The following is a 20,172-nucleotide window of genomic DNA, read 5'->3' as shown; positions in this document are numbered from 1 at the left end:
TCACGGCATTATAGCGTTTGCCTGTCTACATGCCGTGTTTTCCCACTGACAAAGCACCTCACTGAGAGACTCAGATTACGATATAACAGTAAGGCGTATGTTCGATGTCTCTGAGCAACACATGTTTCTTACGTGATTTAGTCAGGTAATATTTTTCATCCAGATAGTAGTCAATGAGTTCATCGAGGCGCTCTTTATCTATGCGGGGCGTTACCCCCAGCGTCCAGAAGCTACGCAGCTCTAATTCCGAACGTTTGATTTTTGCGCTTTTAACCAAATCAGCAATCATATTTCTGACGCAGCTTGTCGGATCCTGGTTCTGTTTGAGTTCAAGCGCAATGTAGCTATCCTGCGTCCAGCCTTTTTTCCGCAACAAGAAATCTGCACGCACTGACAAACGCTGTGGGTTTTTCCGGAGATCGCAAGCAAGAGTTTGTTCACGCCACCATTCATGACCCGTCGAAGCCAGCAGATTGGCAAATTCTATCTGCATCCAGACTTCCCAACCGGAGATGTTGTACTGATCGATGATATTGAGCTTTTGGCGAATATCTTCACGTTCAAAAAAGTGGTGTGCGAGGGTGGATAGGTGATCAAAATCGCGATTTAACATAGAAGCATCCTTTCCTTCAAAAACCGGAATCCTACACCTAAGACGTAATGGAACGACTAATTTTTTGCGTAATTTGTCATAGGGAACGGTATTTAATGTGAAAACGATAATTCTGTGGCAATTGCTGGCACCATAAAGTTTTCTCTTTCCAGGCCGAAAACCAGAGTATCTGTCTAGCGGAAAGAGAAAACATGTTAAAACGAATGAAGATTGTTACCAGCTTACTGCTGGTATTGGCGCTATTTGGCCTTTTACAGCTCGCCTCAGGCGGCTTGTTTTTTAACTCACTTAAGAATGACAAAGAGAACTTTACCGTTCTGCAAACCATTCGCCAGCAACAGTCTGCGCTGAACGCCACCTGGGTTGAGCTGCTGCAAACGCGTAACACCCTGAACCGGGCAGGCATTCGCTACATGATGGATCAGAGCAATATCGGTAGCGGCGCGACCGTTGCCGAGCTGATGCAGGTGGCGAGTACGGCGCTGAAGCTGACGGAAAAAAACTGGGCGATTTACGAGTCTCTCCCGCGCGATCCGCGCCAAAGCGAAGCCGCTTTCCAGGAGATTAACCGCACCTATGACATCTATCACGGCGCGCTGGCGGAGCTGATCCAGTTACTGGGTGACGGGAAGATCAACGCATTCTTTGATCAACCGACGCAGAGTTATCAGGATGGTTTTGAGAAGCAGTATATCAATTACATGCAGCAGAACGATCGCCTGTATGACATCGCGGTGGAAGATAACAACAGTTCTTACAGCCAGGCGATGTGGGTGTTGGTTTGTGTGCTGATTACCGTACTGGCGGCGATTATTGCGGTCTGGTTTGGTATCAAACTGACCCTTATCTCTCCAATGAACCGTCTGATCGACAGCATTCGTCATATCGCCAGCGGCGATTTGGTGAAGCGTATTGAAGTGGAAGGTTCCAACGAGATTGGACAGCTGGCGGAAAGCCTGCGCCATATGCAGGGTGAGCTGATGAATACCGTGGGTGACGTGCGTAACGGTGCTAACGCGATTTACAGCGGGGCCAGCGAGATTGCGATGGGCAATAACGATCTCTCCTCGCGTACCGAACAGCAGGCTGCATCTCTGGAAGAAACCGCAGCCAGCATGGAACAGCTGACGGCGACCGTGAAGCAGAACGCCGAAAACGCGCGTCAGGCCAGCCATCTGGCGCTGAGTGCTTCTGAAACCGCGCAGAAAGGCGGCAAAGTAGTGGATAACGTGGTGCAAACCATGCGCGACATCGCATCCAGCTCGCAGAAAATCGCCGACATTATCAGCGTCATCGACGGCATTGCCTTCCAGACTAACATTCTGGCGCTCAACGCCGCGGTAGAAGCGGCACGTGCGGGCGAGCAGGGCCGTGGATTTGCGGTAGTTGCGGGTGAAGTACGTAACCTGGCCCAGCGTAGTGCGCAGGCCGCGCGCGAGATCAAGAGCCTGATTGAAGACTCGGTCAGCCGTGTGGATGTGGGTTCAACGTTGGTTGAAAGCGCCGGTGAAACCATGGATGAGATCGTCAATGCGGTAACCCGCGTGACCGATATCATGGGTGAAATCGCCTCTGCTTCTGATGAACAGAGCCGCGGTATTGACCAGGTTGGTTTGGCCGTTGCCGAGATGGATCGCGTGACGCAGCAGAACGCCTCGCTGGTGGAAGAATCTGCTGCCGCCGCTGCGGCGCTGGAAGAACAGGCCAGCCGTCTGACTCAGGCCGTTGCCGTGTTCCGTATTCAGCATGACCAACAGCGTGCGCGTGACGTCGCGGCCGTTAAACCGGTTTCAACGGTCCAGCCGCGTAAAGCCGCGGTAACGGATGCCGGGGATAACTGGGAAACGTTCTAAACCTGTGATGCCGGATAGCGCTGTCGCTTATCCGGCCTGTGGGGAATGTTACGTAGGCCCGATAAGGCGTAGCCGCCATCGGGCAATTAGCGCAACATCAGGCGCATGGCGCAGCGCGATTCATATGCCAGTCCATGCGCCGCTTCCTCTTCTCTTTTCTGGCGCAACGTTGCAGGCAGCGTCTCGTCAGCCAGCATTTCAAAACCCAGTCGCGCGTACCATGGCGCATTCCACGGCACATCGCGGAAAGTAGTCAGCGTGAGCGACGTATAACCTTTCGCGCGCGCCTGTTCGGCAACATACTCAATCAATCTGCGGCCAATTCCTTTCCCCTGCCACTCCAGATGCAGCGACAGTTCAGCAATAAATAGTGATGACCCCAGCGTTTCGGCAACCAAAAAACCGACCGGAAGCGCATCGACCTGCGCCAGCCAGCTCATGCCTGCGGCGGCAAATGCCTGATGTTGGGCAAGCGATATAATCTGGTCGTCAGCAATCCACGCCAGTTCGGGGATGAGTAAAAAACGTTGCCCCGCAGATCGTTCGATGGCGGGAAGAGCGGCAGTGTCTGCCAGAGTAGTAGCGCGCAAGGTGATGTTCATACGAGGAGCATAACATGCCCGATAAACGCGGTGTTATCGGGCATCTGGAGGATTAATCTTTACGCGGATCGCTGATGGGCTGGCGAACCAGGAAGATGTAGGCGAGGGCGCCCACCATGGTGACGCAGCCGCAGATGATCAGCGCCAGGCGGAAAGAGTTGGTGGTATCAACAATAAAACCGGTGACGATCGGTGCGAACGACGCGCAGATAAAGCTGGCAAAGTTCTGGATACTGCCCACGGAAGCGGTCATACGTGAGGCGACGGCGACGTGGATCAGGCCCCAGCACGAGGTACCGGCGAAGTGGATACAGAACAGAGCCATACCGATCAGTAACACGGCGGCCATCGACGTTGTGGCCTGTGGCACGACGAAGGTGAAGGCTGCGGAGCAGAACATCCCGGCGATAATACAGATCTTACGGCTCTTAATCGGCGCCATACCGCCTTTCACCAGCCAGTCAGTGACAAAACCGTTAATCAACATGCCGGCTGCGCCAAACAGGAATGGGATCGCCGCCATTAATCCGGTGCTTTTTAAATCCAGGTTGTAGGAGGTTTGCAGGTAGCCCGGCAGCCAGGCCAGATATAACCATGCGGTGTAGTTGATGCCGCTAAAGCCCAGCATCATGCCCCACATGGTACGGTTGCGGAACAGGCTGCGCCATTCGGCAAAGCTCAGCGGATCGCGGCGGGCATTGACGCTGCCAGCGTTCAGGTACGCTTGTTCCGTGGCGCTCAGCTCAATTTGCTCGCGGTTGCGATACAGCATGTACCAGCCGATGGCGAGGAAAATACCCAGCACGCCAATGGTGATGAACATCCAGCGCCAACCCATTACCAGCATCATAGCAGCCAGAATCGGCGGGCTAATGGCAACGCCGATGGTGGAGGCGGCGTTGAATAATCCCATCGGGCGGCCGCGCTCTTTGATGTTAAACCAGTCGTTGATGACCTTTACGCCGCACGGGTTCATTGGCGCTTCGCCGATCCCCATCCCGATACGCACCAACACAAACTGGGTGAAGCTGTGCACCATGCCGGACATCGCCTGAAACAGCGACCAGAAGAACATCCCCAGCCCCAGCATAATGCGCGGACCTTTGCGATCCAGTAGCGGGCCGCAGGGCAGTTGCGCAATGCCGTAAGCGAGAGAAAATACCGACAGCAGCACGCCGATTTGCGTGGCGCTCAGACCCAGTTCTTCACGAATCGTTAAGTTGGCGACCGACAGAGAACTGCGGTCGAGATAATTAATTACCGCAGCCAAAAATAATAAAATCATGGCTGTGGTCTGAATACGTTTTATTCGGCTACTGCGTTGCACCATGCCCTCAGGCGGAACATTAATATCCGCAGATGACGACGTGCCAAACGAAGAACTTGGGTCGAGGGTAATATTATTTTTTTCCACGCCGGACTCCTGAACCTCAATAATTTATTTTTTACACAGCAGGACTGTGCAGTATTGAAAAAATACCAGTGATGAATCAATTTACTCATCACCGCTCACAAAAGTTTTTAATGCAGTCGACTTAGCGTGAGCATAGGCAAGAGGTATTTTTCAGGCGTTTTTATTTTTATAAAATCGTGCTCCCGGTAATGATTTGCTGTTTTTTATCGGTACTTAATGTGCGACGGTACGATCCTGGTTGATGGAGCGAATCATCGATTGTTTGGCTGAATTCAAATGGTTACAGAGCGCGAGGGTGGCATCCAGGTCGCTACGACAGATCAGCGCGCTGAGGATGGTCATATGCTCATCAATGGCAATGATGTTACGCTGCTTAAGGTCGCTCTCATCCCACTGATAGTGGAAGTGGAAAATCACAGAGATGATTTCAAGTGATTGATTGAAAAATACATTATCGGCAGCAGAGAGTAGCAAAGCATGGAACTCACGATCTAACTGCGAGAACATACGAAAGCTGCTGCCAATGCTGTCGCGCAGGATCCGATGGCGTTCCAGCAGCGTTTTAGCCTGCAACCAACGCGGGTCATCGTCCGGCAGATTGAGAAAATGCTGCAGAGAATGCGTTTCCAGCATCTCTCTGAGTTCAAACAGCTGTTCCGCATAGGCCTGATCGAACTGCTTCATGCTCCACTGACCGCGTTTTTCGTTTTTAATCAGGTTGTAACGTTCGAATTTTAAAAGATATTCCCGCACTACCACCGGGCTGACGCCTGCGGCCCTGGCAAGCTGCAGTTCGGAGAAGCTCTCGCCTGCGCGCAGCTGTCGCTGGTTGATCATGGTAAAAAACGCTTGTTCAAAAATCCGGTTTTGCTCGGTCATGGAGGCGGTAGTACACGCAAAACCGTCGTCATGGTCGGGTTTTCGCACGATGACATAGTGGTTGCCGACTTGGGTCAGCACGCCACACTCACCTAAGTGGCTCAGCATATGGCGCACGGTGGTGCGGCTGATGTTGTACATCTCCGCCAGTGCGCTTTGTGAGGGGAGTGGGGAAGGGATATGACCACGCGCCATATCATCGATTATCTGGTTAATCACATTGTGGCGTAAGTTCTGCGAACGGCTCATGGCTTCTCCTTTTTATCTATTAAAACCCGATTTAAAACATTTTTATGCGCTGAGATTCACAGATTGTGTTTCTGCTTTCTCCGTCTTTTTTATTTTCGTTGATATCTGAGGCAACAAAAAACAGGAGAGCAGAATCATGTCTACGATGAATACGTTGATTTGCCAGGAGCCTAAAAAATTAGTCTGGAAAGAGCGCGAAATACCTATTCCGGGTGAGGGTGAGGCATTAATTAAAATTAAGTCGGTAGGGATTTGTGGTACCGATATTCATGCCTGGGGTGGCAATCAGCCTTTTTTCAGTTACCCGCGTGTATTAGGTCATGAAATATGTGGGGAAATTGTCGGTCTGGGTAAGAATATACAGAATCTGAAAAATGGTCAGCAGGTGGCGGTTATTCCTTACGTGGCCTGCCAGCAGTGTCCGGCATGCCTGAGCGGGCGCACTAACTGCTGCGAGAAGATTTCAGTGATTGGCGTGCACCAGGATGGCGGTTTCAGTGAATATCTTTCTGTTCCGGTGACCAACCTGCTGGATGCGCAGGGGATTGACCCGCAGGCGGCGGCACTGATTGAGCCTTATGCCATCAGCGCGCATGCGGTACGCCGGGCGGCGGTGGCTCCGGGTGAGCAGGTGCTGGTGGTCGGCGCTGGTCCGATTGGTCTGGGGGCGGCAGCGATTGCCAAAGCCGATGGCGCACAGGTGGTGGTCGCCGATACCAGTCCAGCACGCCGGGAGCACGTGTCTTCCCGGTTGGGACTCCCGGTTATCGACCCATCCGCTGAAGATTTTGATGCGCAACTGCGTGACCAGTTTGGCGGTTCGCTGGCGCAAAAGGTCATTGATGCCACGGGGAATCAGCATGCGATGAATAACACGGTGAATTTGATTCGTCATGGCGGCAGCATTGTTTTCGTTGGGCTGTTCAAAGGTGATTTGCAGTTTTCTGACCCTGAGTTCCACAAGAAAGAGACCACCATGATGGGCAGTCGCAACGCCACGCCGGAAGATTTCGCCAAAGTGGGCCGTCTGATGTCGGAAGGTAAACTGACCGCCGACATGATGCTCACGCACCGTTACGCGTTTGCCACACTGGCAGAAATCTACGAACGGGATGTGATTAATAACCGTGAACTGATTAAAGGCGTGATCACGTTCTGAGAGGGAAAATACGATGAAAACATTGAATCGACGTGATTTTCCGGGGAACAGCTACCCAACACGCGTGATCCAGTTTGGTGAGGGTAACTTCCTGCGGGCGTTTGTTGACTGGCAACTGGATATCCTCAACGAGCAAACCGATCTGAATGCTGGCGTGACCATCGTTCGCCCGATCAATACCGATTTTCCGCCGTCGCTGAATATCCAGGACGGGCTGTATACCACGCTTATTCGCGGGCTAAACGAGCAGGGTGAGGCGGTGAGTGAGGCGCGGCTTATCCGTTCGGTGAATAACGAAATCAACCCGTATCAGGATTTCGCGGCGTATCTGGCGCTGGCGCACAATGCGGACATCCGTTTTGTGTTTTCGAATACCACCGAAGCCGGAATTAGCTATCACGCAGCAGACCGCGTGGATGATGCGCCGCCGGTGAGTTTTCCGGCCAAACTGACGCGCCTGCTGCTGGAGCGCTTTAACCACTTTGCGGGCGCGGTGGATAAGGGCTGGGTAATTATTCCGTGTGAGCTTATCGACTATAACGGCGAGGCGCTCAAAACCCTGGTGCTGCGCTATGCGCAGGAGTGGCAGCTTCCTCCGGCATTTGCCGACTGGGTGGAGACGGCAAACACGTTCTGTTCCACGCTGGTCGACCGAATTGTCACCGGCTACCCGCGCGAAGAAGCCGCTGCGCTGGAGACTACGCTTGGCTATCACGATGCATTTCTCGATACCGCAGAGCATTTTTACCTGTTTGTGATCCAGGGACCGCAGTGGCTGGCAGAGGAGCTGAAGCTGGCGCAGTGTCCGCTGAATATCCGGGTGGTGAGCGATATCAAACCGTACAAAGAGCGCAAGGTCGCCATTCTCAATGGCGCGCACACCGCACTGGTGCCAGTAGCCTGGTTGTGCGGGCTGGAGACCGTTGGCGAGGCGATGCAGGATACTGATGTCCGCCGCTTTGTCGAGCGGGCGATTAGTGAGGAGATTATTCCGGTGTTGGACCTCCCGGCGGATGAACTGTGTGAATTTGCCGACGCGGTGAGCGGGCGTTTTCAGAACCCCTACATTCGCCACCAGTTGCTTTCCATTGCGCTTAACGGGATGACTAAATTCCGCACCCGAATTTTGCCGCAGCTGCTGGCGGGTCAGCAAAATGGGCGCTGGCCCGTGCGGTTAACGTTTGCCCTTGCTGCGCTGCTGGCGTTTTATCGCGCTGAGCGCGACGGGGAACGCTACCCGATACAGGATGATGAGCAGTGGGTAAGCCTGTATGCCAGCCTGTGGCCGCGAGTAGGTAATGATTTAACGCTGCGTGAACTGGTGGATGCCGTGCTTGGCGATGCGGTGCACTGGGGAGAAGATTTGACGTTGTTACCAGGGCTTGCCGGGCAGGTGACGGCCAATCTGGAGATGATTCTGGTGCAGGGCATGCGCCAGGCGGTGAATGGTCTGGAATAAGGTTGCCATGCAGCGCCCGGTGTGGTGTTGGGCGCTGTTTTTTTTCAGACAATACATTCGGTTAACGATAGGCCTGATAAGCAAAGCGCTATCAGGTCTTTCATGTTACGAACCCTGAGCCACGACTTTGATTTCAACCATCCCGATCCCCAGCTTACGCGGTGAGTGACCGAGAATATTGCCCTCGTTGGTGGCGACCGGATCGGGGGGAACAATTACCAGCGTATCGGCATCCGCCGGGTTATCGAAATGTAAGGTGGTGGTGGTGATGTCATGGCCTAACACCAGCGTCTGTTCCTCGTTGCCAACGCGCACGGGAATAGGGCGATTGGCATTGTCGCCGAAAGCTTTCGCGGTGATGACCAGATCGAATTTCTTCGGTAGCGGAGCTTTGTACTCAATCGTTACTTCTTCGCTGAGTTGCGCATTGGACCAGCGTCCCCAGGATTCGGGACGTGATATGCCGCTAAACTGTTTGACCTCTTCCGGCGCACCCGCCACGTTGAAAACGAAGCTATCTGCTTTGTAGCGAATGTCGTTATCGACAATTTTCAGCGTATCGACATTACCTTTATAGCGCTCCATGTCGATCACCGTGTCTTTAAATACGGTTTTACTTTTCCACTTAGCTTTATCGACGTGCTGTACGATTTGCTGTCCGCCCAGCTGCCCCTGCGATACGCACCAGTCGGTAGAGAGCGCCAGCTCTGGAGCCCACAGTTGTGCCATTTTGTAGCAGCGATCGACCCAGACGAAGTTATCGCGCGGGGCGAAATCCGCCAGCTGGAAGCGCAGTGGAGCCGAGTATTCGCTTTCCGGCAACGGCTCAACGCGTTTGTCCGAGACGCGCAGCAGCAGCGGCAGACGGAAATGGCTGCCGGAGAAAGAGATCATATTTTTGTCCTGGTCGACGGTGAACTCTTTCATCTCTTTCGGGAAATTCCACAGGCGAATGATATCGGGCTTCCACGCCAGCATTTTTTCTTTGATGTTCAGGAACACTTCCGACACGGATTCGCTCGACAAGCTGCTGCGGCCAAGGCCGATAAAGTTATCACCGCCGAGAATATCCAGTACCGTTGCGCCGTTATCCATCGTGTTACGCTTTACCGCCAGCGTGTCCTGTTGCGGTTGGTCGCCGCGCAGTACGAAGAACAGGTTGTTGCGATCCTGCTTGTTCAGATACTTCCACGCGGTGTTGTTCATCGCCAGATGATCGGAAGACACCACGATAACGGTATCTTTAAACCACGGAGATGCTTTGATTTTATTGATAAATTCGGCAATGTTTTCCTGGCTGCAGCTGACCGCGCTGAACGACTGGTTGGCTTTTCCGTCGATGTCATAACGTTTACGGTTGCAGCTACGTGAGATAAATCCATCCGGATGATGGGTATCCACGGTCAGGGTAAACAGTGAAAAACGCTGGCCCGAACGTGAAAGCTCTTCGAATTTTTTCCACGCTTCGTCCAGCACGGTATCGTCGTAGAAGCCCCAGTCGTTACGATAGGCCGGGTCCGCCACCACGCTTTTTAACTCCTCTGCACCGTACAGATGATCAAAGCCGTGAGATTTCAGAAACACGTCTTTGCCAGCAAAGCGCAGGTTGGCACCCTGCACAAAGTAGTTCTGATAGCCGGAGTTTTTCAGGATATCGCCCAGACAGACATTGTTGGGGAAGAAGCTGGATACTGATGCCGAGGCGTTGCCTTCAAATGGCGCAAACAGCGGAATACCGCACTGGGAGGCGAGCATGCCAGCGATGGTGTAATCCGTACCCGGCAGCTGCATGGTGTTGCTGAAATCCAGACCTTCATTTTTCAACGCACCGAGTTCCGGGGTCAGATCCGGGAACGCGTCGTTATTAAAATAGGTGCGTTCGAGGCTCTCACCGTAGATATACACCAGGTTCAGCTTCGGGTTGGGAATGGTTTTCGATGGCTCTTTATAATACGTCGGGAAATCAGGATCGCCATCGCGCGACTGCGACTTCACCAGTTCGGTTATCTGGTGAAACGCTGGGCTGGCGTCAACGGAGGCCAGCGCCAGCAGCAGGGCCAGCAGACTGTAACCCACATGATGTGGATGATGGCGACGGCGGCGTAGGATCCAGCCGAGAGCGACAAAAACGGTCGTCAGCGCCAGCGCGATCCCAACGCCCGGCAGGATATATTTGCCGATACCTGCGCCGGTCAGGCTGTTGGTCAGCGTATAGAGAACCGCGTCATTGATCCCGTCGCCGGTGAAATAGTCACTGGCGTACAGCGTGATATTCAAGACAATAAAAATCCCCAGCACCGTTAACGTGGCGGCAAACCACCAGGTGTTGCGACCCGCTTTCCAGGCGTAAATCAGCACTGAAGCGAGAAACAGAGTGATGGAGATTAATTCTGACAACGGTCGATCCTCAGTAAACCGGGCAATTGCCTGGCAGGCTAATCATTAGGGGAAAGCACAATGTAATAGCGTTGTTACATTGCTGCAATTGTAGTGACATTAAATTACGTTGTTATTCAGAATTGGTTTAGATATGCGTGCTTTTTGCAGGGGGTTAACTGGTTATTTGACGTGTGAATGTAATGGGGTAAAAAATTGATGCCGCGCAGGTTATACGCGGCATGCCGTGCGTCAGGAAATGAAGTTCATACCCTGTTTTAACACCAGATCGCAGGCCTTGGTTTTTACCTGCTTCGCCAGCGAGCTGTTGCCAATTGTGTTCAGGTCCAGCTGTTGACCATCTTTGGCGTTGAGCAGACCCTGAATACCATCCATATAGTTGGTATCTTGTTTCTGTTCTGGCGCGCTGAGGCCCAGTTTATCCAGCACCTGATTTTTGACGTTTTGCGTGTCGGTGACCGAAGCCAGTTTCTGTTTCGCGCAATATTCCAGGATCCCGGCGGCGTTATTCATGCTGCTGGAGGTCAATGACTGATTGCTGCCATTCAGCAGGCTGGTCAGGGAAGAGAGCGACGAGCTGCTTTGCGAGCCGGAGCTTTGTTTGCTCAGCTCACTGGCCGCGCTGGAGAGCGAATCCTGCCAGGAGGCGGCGAAAACGCTAGTGGAGATGAGCGTGCTGGCGGCAAGCGCACAGCACAGCAGACGTTTGGTAGTTTTCATCATTATATGCAACTCGTGTTATGCCTTTTCAGCGCAGTATAGCGCTGGCAGTCTTAGGAGTGGTCCTAATACGTTAATACTCTTTACCGGTTACCCGACTACGGTAGCTTTCCCAGTTAAAAATGACCCACAGGCTGTTGCCAAGGCGCATACGATCCATCACACGCTCGCCCAGTAGCTTGTTCATTTCATCCATATTGCTGTTAGTTAACATGCCGGTCGGACGTTTTGAGGATGAACGGCGATCGACAATCTGATTAATGATCACTTTTTCATAGCGGGATTCGGTCTGCATGCCGATCTCGTCGATCACCAGAAGATCCACATTGCTCAGATCGTTGAGCAGCTGTTCTTCGCTGGTTTCACGATTGCTGAACGTTTCTTTCATCGCCGACATGATATCGGCCACGGTAATGATCAGTACCGACTTGCCGCGCAGCAGCAGTTCGTTGCAGATGGCGGCGGCTAAATGGTTTTTGCCGGTGCCGGGTTTGCCGGAGAAGATAAAGCTGGCGATGTTGCCGTCAAACTCTTCAACGTACTGGCGGGCTTTGCTCAGGGCATTCATCTGACCTTCGCACTCTACCCGATAGTTTTCGAACGAACAGTTCTGATGCAGCGGACGGATACCGGAACGGTTGAATGTGCGCTGCATTTTCATGGCCCGGTTTTCGCGGGCCAGCGCTGCGGCACGAATTTCACCTTGCTCTTTTTGCCATGCCAGCAGCTCCTCGCCCGTTTTAAAGGCGGGCTCGACATTAGGTGGCATCATTTTTTGCAGACGTTTCATCAGGTCGCCAACGTTTTTCATCGTTATCCTCTAAAACCCGGTGGAATGTGGCTGTCAGGTTCACTGACGCTGTTCACATCGCGCTTTGGCATTCCGCCATTGCTGGCCCGTCCAATCTGAATGCTGCGCGCCAGTTTTTGCTGCCACTGAATATGGTGAAAGACTTTGCCTTCAGCCTGCCAGTAGGCAACAAATGAGGCCAGTTCTTCAGCAGTAACCGGCTCTCGTAACGCTACGCCCCATAAAGCGGCCTGACGTTGAAAGTCGGCATCAGGCTGCCAGGCAGCGTACATCGCAAATTTCCCCATTGGCACGGCAACGGGAGCGGCTTGCGGCTCTTCATAAAATTGCTCATCCAATGTCACATCGCTTCCCGGGCGTGACAGTTTCTCCTCAAGCGCCAACAGCTCAGCCAGTCTCGCAGGCGTCACCGCGTAAAACGCTGGCGCATTGTTAGCGAATACGGCTACGGCGCCACCCGCAGACTTGGCCAGCACGGCGCGGTGATCGTGTAGTAAGGCGTCAATGCTCGTGACGTCCGGCGTCAAAATTTTGCAGGGCATAATGTTTCTCAATACTGAACAACAACCGAGAAGGGGACTGCTTTTATAGTAACACAGAGAAGAAGGAGAGCAGCAGATGAGGGGGGAGATTCCCCTCTCTGCATGGTATTAAAGAAAGTGCACCGTCAAACGCGTGGGCGTTTGCGATACAGCCATAATCCTGGTACGGATAGTCCGATGGAGAGCGCACCGACAATCGATGAGGCTTTCAGGAAATTGGTCAGCAGGGTAATCATCAGCACTTCGCTGTAACCAAAATGGCCGATTTTTACGGCTGAGATCATGGCGGTGTAGGCGGAGATCCCTGGGAACATCGGGATCACTGCTGCGACGGTGAAGACTTTTGGATGCGCCAGATACCAGCGCGACCACTGGATCCCAATGCAGCCGACCAGCAGTGATGCCATAAAGGTTGACCATTCAATATTAAACCCTGCGGTCATCATCACCATTCGTGAGCCGTGGCCGAGCGCGCCGAGTAACGCACACCAGGGGAGAGCCCGATGAGGGACATTGAATACCATGGCAAAGCCAAGCGCCGGGATTGCCGACAGGATCATGTCCTGCATCAGCGCCAGTATGAAATCGATCACGCCCATCCGCGCAGCCCCCATAAGGTCATCGACACGATCACGCCAATACAGGTCGCCAACGTCAGCAGACTGGCAATAGCCCAGCGAGCGAGCCCGGTATTAATGTGTCCCTTAAACATATCCGCGACGGAGTTGATCAACGGAAAGCCCGGAACCAGCAGTAGCACGCTGGCGGCCATAGCGGTAGTCGGAGTATTGCTAAAGGTCGGCAGCGTAAGCAGCAAACCTGAAATGGTGGTCGCCACAAAGGCGGTGATGCAAAAATTGATTTGCGGATGCAAATGCCGGGACGCCAGAATCTGGCGGATATACATCGCCACCATGCTGGCGAAAAAGGTGATCACTGCACCATCCCATCCGCCGTTATTGAGTTTACAAAAGCAGGCGCAGGACAAACCGACCATGAAGGCGACCAACCATCTTGGATAGCGTAGCGGCTTAATCTGGCTAAAGCGTTTCTCTACCCCTTTAATATCCAGAAGTTTATGTTCCGCCAAAATGACAATGTGCTGCACTTCCGTCACGACGTGCATATTAATGCCGCGATCTTGATTTTTTCGCGTTGATGTCAGGCATTGCCCGTCTTTAATGGTGGTCAGGACGATAGCGTTAGAGGAGATGGCGCTTTCTACGCTATCCATGCCAAGTGCCAGCCCGAGGCGGGTGGATAACTCGTCAACCAGAGCGCTTTCTGCCCCATGCTGAAGTAAAAAAAGTCCGCATTGAATACATAACCGTGTAACCGTTCGCTGTGACGACTGCTCTGTTTGCATGGCTCGCTCTGACTGAAAAGGATCTCTGTGAGTGATGAATATCTTCTTTTTATCATGAAGCATGAGCCTGCTGGCTCTGGCTAAGATCAATCTTTGTGTCGAAAAAAGACACAGGTGATACAGTTATGGCATCTTAACTCCCCCGTTTGATAAGGTTCGGGGGGAGATATGTTTGAAATGTAGCGTTATTTTCCCGGATGGCAAATACGTAAGCCATGCTAACGATCTATTGTAGTTATTATAATTGTACAGATAATGTATTCATGAGTGATTATGTAATAATAGCTTGCCAGTTTGGCATTATTTGGATTGTAGTGCCAATACTTTTATTTTAGAAAATACCAAGGATAAGCAATTCACCCCGTTTATTGTTCGGAGTATTTTCCTGTGAGTTAAGATTGTTAATCTACCCGGGAGAATTTAATTAAGTACGATTGCGGACTGGTGAGTGTGGAGGGGATATGTTGCCAGGACGCTGCAAAAACGCAATTATTATTAGTAAATCACCGATTATACAAACCGGACTTAAAGGTATAATGCAGGGACAGTTCTCCGATTACGAACTTACCTACTGTCGTTCCGTTGAAGAACTGACGTTATTGCAGCTACGGTGTGCTGATTTGGTGATTGCTGATTTAACCGGAGACTGTAATTATCCTCGTTCAGTCTGCGAACAATATTATTCTTTATTATCTCAATATCGTGATATTCACTGGGTATTTCTCGTATCTCGTATTTTTTATCCTCTGGCTGTTGAGCTACTGATGTGTCCTGTCAGTTCGCTGCTCTCTGACGCAGAGTCGATTGAAAGTTTAGTGAATGTCATTCACGCGGGAAATACACGCGCAGAGAGAATCAGCAAGGCGCTGCTCTCTCCGCCTGCTATGCCACAATTGTTAGATCATAGCGCACGATCTATCGTTCTCACTCTCTCTGAAAGGAAAGTATTGCGCCTTCTTGGGAAAGGCTGGGGAATCAATCAGATTGCGACGTTGCTGAAGAAAAGCAATAAAACAATCAGCGCCCAAAAGAATAGCGCAATGCGTCGCTTGTCGATAAATAGCAATGCAGAAATGTATGCCTGGATAAATAGTTCTCAAGGATCGCGAGAACTTAATTTACCTTCAGTTTATGGAGAACCCACGGAATGGAAAGCAGAATCATCAAAAGAAACGTTGCGCTGGTAGAAAAGTGCACGATGAGCAGCGTGGGTATTAAGAGTTTATTTAATACCATGCCGGATGACCAATATAAACTTCATCTCTTTTCTAGCCAGCCCGCTTTTAGTCAGGCAATGTTAAAGATGTCGTTTTCGGCAGTTATTTTTTCCCTATCTGCAATCAGAACCGATCGCAGGGCAGGGTTGGCTTATTTAACGGAGCTGGCGATAAATTATCCGCGGATTCGCCGTGTGGTGATTGCCGATGATGACGCTGAAGCGCGTTTAATTGGTTCCCTGTCCCCCTTGCCGTTGGATGGTGTTGTGAGTAAAGCGTCTTCGTTAACGGTGTTGCAGGACGCGTTATTCACGGCGTTAAGCAGCCCTGGTCGGGGAAGCGAAGGCACGAAAAACCATTGGTATATTAATCAAAACCGTATGCTCAGTCCGACAGAACGAGAAATACTGCGCTTTATGTCGAATGGTTATTCGATGCCACAGATTGCCGTTCAGCTTGAACGGAACATCAAAACCATTCGGGCACACAAATTTAATGTGATGTCTAAACTGGGTGTAAGCTCGGATGCCGGGTTACTGGATGCGGCCGATATCCTGCTGTATCTGCGTGCTGGCGAGCCAGCACCTTTTATGCAGGCGGTTTCATGACGGGCAACATTGACGTGTTTCTTACCGGGTTTGGCCGTCAGTTTGGCGCGTGAAGCATTACTGACACACGTCAACCCAGGTGGCAGAAGTCAGTTCAGCCATCCTTTCAGGCGTGATGCGAACCGCGCTGTGGATGGCACCTGCGGCGGGAAGCACTTCAGCGTAGTGCTTCAGAGAAACATCACAGTACACTGATATCGGTGTTTCTAATCCGAAGGGGCAAACGCCGCCAACGGGGTGCCCCGTCGCGTTCACGACCTCATCACTACTTAACATTCGGGCTTTGGCACCGAACGTACTCTTTAGCTTTTTATTATCCAGTCGGGCATCACCTTTTGCCACGACCAGGATGATATCGTTCTTCACCTTTAGCGAAAGTGTTTTCGCTATCTGGCCAGGTTCAACGTTATGGGCTTTTGCTGCCAGATCGACGGTTGCTGTGCTCTGATCTAATTCGATAATCTCAATATCTGGCGCATGTTGCGCCAGGAATTGGCGTACTGATTGCAAACTCATTCTTCTCTCCAAATAGCCTACAGGCAGCTCTGCACAGCATAAAACTGCAGGATGTAATTTGTCATAGGGGCAACCGCACTGTAAATATTTTATTGTAACAACATAGCAACATGAGCAGTTTTTCGATCGTCTTCACAATCAAAGAAACCGGTTACAGTAACCGGTTGCAGAATGTTGAAATGACGATTATTACTGAAGTTGTCATTTCCTCTGTATCACATAATAAGAGCCATCTATGAAACTTAACTCGAAAAGCGGTAGCGCTGGTGTTCCTCCCGGCACGGTTGCGAAAAGTGGTAATGGGCTTTACGTGGTGGTATTGATACCAGCACCGTTGCAGGGTTTTGCACAACGGGAGAACGGCTATGTCTACTAACCATGCTGTGTTTAACGTGATTTTCCGTTTTGTTGAAAACTACGTTAGTCCTGTCGCCGGGCGTATCTCTTCGCAACGACATGTAATGGCCATTCGCGATGGTTTTATTTCGGCGATGCCTTTTATGATTGTAGGCTCTTTTCTGCTGGTTTTTGCCTATCCGCCGTTTTCTCCGGATACCACCTGGGGATTTGCCCGCGCGTGGCTGGATCTGGCAAAACAGTTTGAAGGCCAAATTCTCACCCCGTTTGATATGACGATGGGGATTATGTCGGTCTACATATGTGCGGCTATTGCTTATAACCTGGGCAAGCACTATGTGAAGTCGCATCAGTTAGATCCGTTTATGTGTGCGATGCTATCAATCATGGCTTTTTTGCTGATTGCCGCGCCAAAAACCAAAGGCACAATGCCGGTTGATAGTCTGGGAGGAACGGGGATTTTCACCGCCATCCTGGTGGCCATTTACTGTGTTGAAATGATGCGCTTCCTGAAGGCGCACAACATCGGCATCCGTTTACCCGATCAGGTGCCGCCGATGATCAAAAACTCCTTCGATCTGCTGATCCCGGTGCTGGTGGTGGTACTGACGCTGTACCCGCTGAGCCTGGTGATACAGTCGCAGTTTGACATGCTGATCCCGCAGGCCATTATGGCCATCTTTAAACCACTGGTGTCGGCTGCAGATTCTCTCCCGGCGATACTGCTGGCGGTACTAATTGGCCATTTGCTGTGGTTTGCGGGTATTCACGGCGCGGCAATTGTGTCGGGAATGCTGCAAATGTTCTGGCTAACTAATCTTGGGATGAACCAGTCAGCGCTGGCGCAGGGCGCGCCGTTACCGCATATCTTTATGGAAGCATTCTGGACGTTCTTCATTGTGGTCGGAGGGTCAGGTGCAACGATGGGGTTGGTGATTTGCTATCTGCGTAGTCGTTCGGCTCATCTACGCTCGATAGGGCGTCTGAGCGTAGTCCCCAGCATTTTTAATATTAACGAACCGGTGATTTTTGGTACGCCGATTGTCATGAACCCGGTGTTTTTTATCCCCTTCCTGCTGGCCCCGATGGTGAATGCGGTACTGGCCTGGGCGGCGATGAAACTGGATTTAATTGGGCGGGTCATTTCAGTGGTTCCCTGGACCGCACCGGCACCGGTTGGCGCGGCATGGGCGTTAGGCTGGGATTATCGTGCGGCGATCCTGGTGGTGCTGTTGGCGCTGGTGTCGGCCGTTATCTACTTCCCGTTCTTTAAGGTCTACGAAAAGCAGCTATTAGCGCAGGAAAAAGAAGAAGCACAGCGTATAGAAGAGGAAAATCAACAGGTTGCATAAATGACAGCGAGGGGCTATGGCTCCTCGCTTATTTCAGCGTGCAGTCTCCGCATTGCTGAACGTCAGGCAGGCGATAGCGTTGGCAGCAGGTTCTGCGTACTAACAGCCCCTCACGCGGAACAACAGTACGCCACAGGGGATTATCCTGGCCGCAGGAAAGTTGTTTCTCAAAAAAGCAGGTCTGGCGCAGCGTGGTCAGCAGTTCTTCCCCTAACAACGGCTTCATTTCCGTTAAATACCAGTGAATTAAATATCCGGTGTTGCTCCAGATAAGCTTCGCGTTGATCTCACCCGTCGCTTCCAGCGCCTGCACAACCGGCGTCAGCGCTGAGAGAATCAGCGTTTCCATGCGTCGTTGAGGAGACAGGGCTGTAGCCTGGTGATCCTGATGGACGTCGATCCAGAAGCAGGCCGCTCGGCCCGTTTCGTGAAACTCTACGCGCATATGTTCAGGAGAGACGTCGATAGCCTCTTTTTGCGTTAGCAGGGCCACCATTAACGGAGGCATCATCAGGCCGATATACCATTGCGCCCAAAGAGAAATCAGGGGCTTATTTTCGCGGGGCAGCGTGGGCTGGTTGCGATAGATATGGTCCGAATAAACGGCCAGCAGCGAACTAAGCGTCGCCGGTTGTGTCCATTCATGCAGCGTCATTGCACCTGGCACAGGCGTTTCGTCAAGACGAATGAAGTCCAGCAGGTGCTCGCGAGTTTTGGCTATCGTTGCGCGTACGGCAGCAGCCAGCGAGGGCATCTCTGAGGGGAGATGGCTACGCCAGATGACATCTTCAACAATCGGTGCGGAACGATAAGCCATGTCTATATAAGGATGTTAATCTTAATGATAATGATTGCTAATCCTATAATTGACATTGAGCGATGGCAAGATCTTTGTCTCCATCCCGAGCGGCACCGCACAGAAAGCTCAGGTAGAGGAGCAGTTTACCCGCAGCTCATCGCTGACCAGGGTATTGTTACGCCCAAGATTCTTGGCCTCGTAAAGGGCTTTATCCGCTTTGGCGATAGCAGCATCAATATCCTGTTCTACCAGAGGCGCAATGCCGATACTGACGGTTACGTTGGTTGCCACGCTCTCATTAAACATGTGAGGGATTTTAAGGTCGTACACTTTCTGGCGGATACGTTCGGCGGCAGCCTGGGCCTGCAGTGGATCAACCGCGGTCAGCAAAATCATAAACTCTTCACCGCCAAAACGCGCCACCACATCCCGGGAACGTACGGAGTCTCGGATGGCGGCAGAAACACGGATCAACGCCTGGTCGCCCATCATATGTCCGTAATGATCGTTATAGGCTTTGAAATGGTCGATATCTAACAGCAGAACGAAGTGCCTTAAATTACTCAGGGCCAACAGCGTATCGAGCCGGTGTTGCAGCCCCCGGCGATTATACAAACCGGTTAGCGGGTCGAGCATGCTGAGCCCGTTCAGGGTTTCCCGTTCCTCCAGCAGTTTGTACATCAGTTGCTGAGCGAATCCATCGTAGCGCTTTTGTATCACATGCTGGATGGCGATACCGGCCATAGGCAGCGCCATAAAATAGAAAATCCGCAAACCATGCTCGCTGCCGTTAAGCCATAAACAAATGGCGACGGAGGGGAGTGAGTGGAGCGTAAACGCGATGATATTATTGGCAAAAGCGATAGAGCCAATAAACAGTACGCTGAGAAGCGCTATTAACAGGAAATAATAATCATTCTGACCTAGAGCGTTATATTTCAAGAATATATGTAACGCCCATAACAAGCCAAAAACGATTGAAATACAAGGGAGATTAATTCTTTTATCCGCGTATTTCCCATGCCAGACCAGCAGCAGTGTACTTATCACCAGCATCAGCAAAGCGGGTATTGATAAGGCTTTGACGGCAAAAAGTGGGAAAAAAAGCGTAAACAGCGCGGAGACTGCGTTGAGCAGCAGAAACAGTCGTAAAGAGAGTTGGTATTTTTTGGTGCGCAGAGTTCGCCAGGATTGTACTGTCATAGGTAAATATTGTTAGTTATCTGCAATGTACGAAGGTGTGTTGGTAAATAAAACAA

The 20,172-nt window shown here is 51.6% G+C and carries 20 protein-coding genes; 7 read left to right on the top strand and 13 right to left on the bottom strand.

Features of this window, described 5'->3' with window-relative positions:
- Positions 1 to 70 precede the first annotated feature (70 nt).
- Positions 71 to 613: a hypothetical protein gene (locus tag BZK41_RS03415; protein WP_003830032.1), complete on the bottom strand. Its 543-nt coding sequence runs from the start codon at positions 611 to 613 to the stop codon at positions 71 to 73.
- A 191-nt stretch (positions 614 to 804) separates the two neighbouring features.
- On the opposite strand from BZK41_RS03415, the gene tsr reads away from it, so the two are divergent.
- Complete coding sequence (gene tsr / locus BZK41_RS03410) at positions 805 to 2,466, top strand: methyl-accepting chemotaxis protein (RefSeq protein WP_079937176.1); 1,662 nt, start codon at positions 805 to 807, stop codon at positions 2,464 to 2,466.
- A gap of 86 nt (positions 2,467 to 2,552) precedes the next feature.
- Here tsr and BZK41_RS03405 read toward each other — a convergent pair whose 3' ends face one another.
- From BZK41_RS03405 to BZK41_RS03395, 3 genes are all read right to left on the bottom strand, one after another.
- Positions 2,553 to 3,068: a GNAT family N-acetyltransferase gene (locus BZK41_RS03405; RefSeq protein ID WP_079937175.1), complete on the bottom strand. Its 516-nt coding sequence runs from the start codon at positions 3,066 to 3,068 to the stop codon at positions 2,553 to 2,555.
- A gap of 52 nt (positions 3,069 to 3,120) precedes the next feature.
- On the bottom strand, positions 3,121 to 4,482 hold the full coding sequence (locus tag BZK41_RS03400) for an MFS transporter (RefSeq protein WP_061067180.1): 1,362 nt from the start codon (positions 4,480 to 4,482) through the stop codon (positions 3,121 to 3,123).
- Positions 4,483 to 4,695: 213 nt separating this feature from the next.
- On the bottom strand, positions 4,696 to 5,610 hold the full coding sequence (locus tag BZK41_RS03395) for a GntR family transcriptional regulator (protein WP_079937174.1): 915 nt from the start codon (positions 5,608 to 5,610) through the stop codon (positions 4,696 to 4,698).
- Between the two features lie 136 nt (positions 5,611 to 5,746).
- On the opposite strand from BZK41_RS03395, the gene BZK41_RS03390 reads away from it, so the two are divergent.
- Together BZK41_RS03390 and BZK41_RS03385 are read left to right on the top strand one after the other, a co-directional pair.
- Positions 5,747 to 6,769 carry a zinc-binding alcohol dehydrogenase family protein gene (locus tag BZK41_RS03390; RefSeq protein WP_079937173.1) on the top strand — a complete coding sequence of 341 codons (1,023 nt, stop codon included), beginning with the start codon at positions 5,747 to 5,749 and terminating at the stop codon, positions 6,767 to 6,769.
- 13 nt (positions 6,770 to 6,782) lie between these two features.
- Positions 6,783 to 8,228 carry a tagaturonate reductase gene (locus BZK41_RS03385; RefSeq protein ID WP_079937172.1) on the top strand — a complete coding sequence of 482 codons (1,446 nt, stop codon included), beginning with the start codon at positions 6,783 to 6,785 and terminating at the stop codon, positions 8,226 to 8,228.
- Between the two features lie 105 nt (positions 8,229 to 8,333).
- Here the strand turns inward: BZK41_RS03385 and opgB are convergent, their stop codons facing one another.
- From opgB to BZK41_RS03355, 6 genes are all read right to left on the bottom strand, one after another.
- Positions 8,334 to 10,625: a phosphatidylglycerol--membrane-oligosaccharide glycerophosphotransferase gene (gene opgB / locus BZK41_RS03380; RefSeq protein WP_079937171.1), complete on the bottom strand. Its 2,292-nt coding sequence runs from the start codon at positions 10,623 to 10,625 to the stop codon at positions 8,334 to 8,336.
- A gap of 231 nt (positions 10,626 to 10,856) precedes the next feature.
- A complete protein-coding gene (locus BZK41_RS03375) occupies positions 10,857 to 11,348 on the bottom strand; it encodes a DUF2501 domain-containing protein (protein WP_003830016.1) in 492 nt (163 codons plus the stop codon).
- A gap of 70 nt (positions 11,349 to 11,418) precedes the next feature.
- Positions 11,419 to 12,156: a DNA replication protein DnaC gene (dnaC, locus tag BZK41_RS03370; RefSeq protein WP_003019133.1), complete on the bottom strand. Its 738-nt coding sequence runs from the start codon at positions 12,154 to 12,156 to the stop codon at positions 11,419 to 11,421.
- A gap of 2 nt (positions 12,157 to 12,158) precedes the next feature.
- Positions 12,159 to 12,698, bottom strand: coding sequence for a primosomal protein DnaT (gene dnaT, locus BZK41_RS03365; RefSeq protein ID WP_079937170.1), 540 nt, complete (start codon positions 12,696 to 12,698; stop codon positions 12,159 to 12,161).
- Between the two features lie 125 nt (positions 12,699 to 12,823).
- On the bottom strand, positions 12,824 to 13,297 hold the full coding sequence (locus BZK41_RS03360) for a threonine/serine exporter (RefSeq protein ID WP_003019127.1): 474 nt from the start codon (positions 13,295 to 13,297) through the stop codon (positions 12,824 to 12,826).
- On the bottom strand, positions 13,288 to 14,064 hold the full coding sequence (locus BZK41_RS03355; protein ID WP_079937169.1) for a threonine/serine exporter ThrE family protein: 777 nt from the start codon (positions 14,062 to 14,064) through the stop codon (positions 13,288 to 13,290). The genes BZK41_RS03360 and BZK41_RS03355 overlap by 10 nt, the downstream gene beginning before the upstream one ends.
- A 461-nt stretch (positions 14,065 to 14,525) precedes the next feature.
- Here BZK41_RS03355 and BZK41_RS03350 point away from each other — a divergent pair, with 461 nt between their 5' ends.
- Together BZK41_RS03350 and bglJ are read left to right on the top strand one after the other, a co-directional pair.
- Positions 14,526 to 15,251, top strand: coding sequence for a response regulator transcription factor (locus BZK41_RS03350; RefSeq protein ID WP_079937168.1), 726 nt, complete (start codon positions 14,526 to 14,528; stop codon positions 15,249 to 15,251).
- Positions 15,212 to 15,889, top strand: a complete 678-nt coding sequence (bglJ, locus tag BZK41_RS03345) for a DNA-binding transcriptional activator BglJ (RefSeq protein ID WP_079937167.1) — start codon at positions 15,212 to 15,214, stop codon at positions 15,887 to 15,889. The genes BZK41_RS03350 and bglJ overlap by 40 nt, the downstream gene beginning before the upstream one ends.
- A gap of 57 nt (positions 15,890 to 15,946) precedes the next feature.
- Here the strand turns inward: bglJ and BZK41_RS03340 are convergent, their stop codons facing one another.
- Positions 15,947 to 16,405, bottom strand: a complete 459-nt coding sequence (locus BZK41_RS03340; protein WP_032940334.1) for a YbaK/EbsC family protein — start codon at positions 16,403 to 16,405, stop codon at positions 15,947 to 15,949.
- Between the two features lie 235 nt (positions 16,406 to 16,640).
- Between BZK41_RS03340 and BZK41_RS27210 the strand changes: the two genes are divergently transcribed.
- Both BZK41_RS27210 and BZK41_RS03335 read left to right on the top strand, forming a co-directional pair.
- Entirely contained in the window at positions 16,641 to 16,781 is a 141-nt protein-coding gene (locus BZK41_RS27210) for a hypothetical protein (RefSeq protein ID WP_172313056.1), read from the top strand.
- On the top strand, positions 16,771 to 18,114 hold the full coding sequence (locus BZK41_RS03335) for a PTS sugar transporter subunit IIC (RefSeq protein WP_079937166.1): 1,344 nt from the start codon (positions 16,771 to 16,773) through the stop codon (positions 18,112 to 18,114). Before BZK41_RS27210 ends, BZK41_RS03335 begins: the two co-directional genes overlap by 11 nt.
- 28 nt (positions 18,115 to 18,142) lie before the next feature.
- Here the strand turns inward: BZK41_RS03335 and fhuF are convergent, their stop codons facing one another.
- Together fhuF and BZK41_RS03325 are read right to left on the bottom strand one after the other, a co-directional pair.
- Positions 18,143 to 18,931, bottom strand: a complete 789-nt coding sequence (gene fhuF / locus BZK41_RS03330; protein WP_079937165.1) for a siderophore-iron reductase FhuF — start codon at positions 18,929 to 18,931, stop codon at positions 18,143 to 18,145.
- Between the two features lie 108 nt (positions 18,932 to 19,039).
- Entirely contained in the window at positions 19,040 to 20,116 is a 1,077-nt protein-coding gene (locus BZK41_RS03325) for a diguanylate cyclase (protein ID WP_079937164.1), read from the bottom strand.
- Positions 20,117 to 20,172 lie beyond the last annotated feature (56 nt).

The sequence above is a fragment of the Citrobacter sp. A316 genome (genome assembly GCF_002042945.1).
GTDB classification, from domain to species: Bacteria; Pseudomonadota; Gammaproteobacteria; order Enterobacterales; family Enterobacteriaceae; genus Citrobacter; species Citrobacter portucalensis.
Note: the sequence above shows the minus strand (reverse complement) of the source record. Positions and strands in the feature narration are given on the sequence as shown.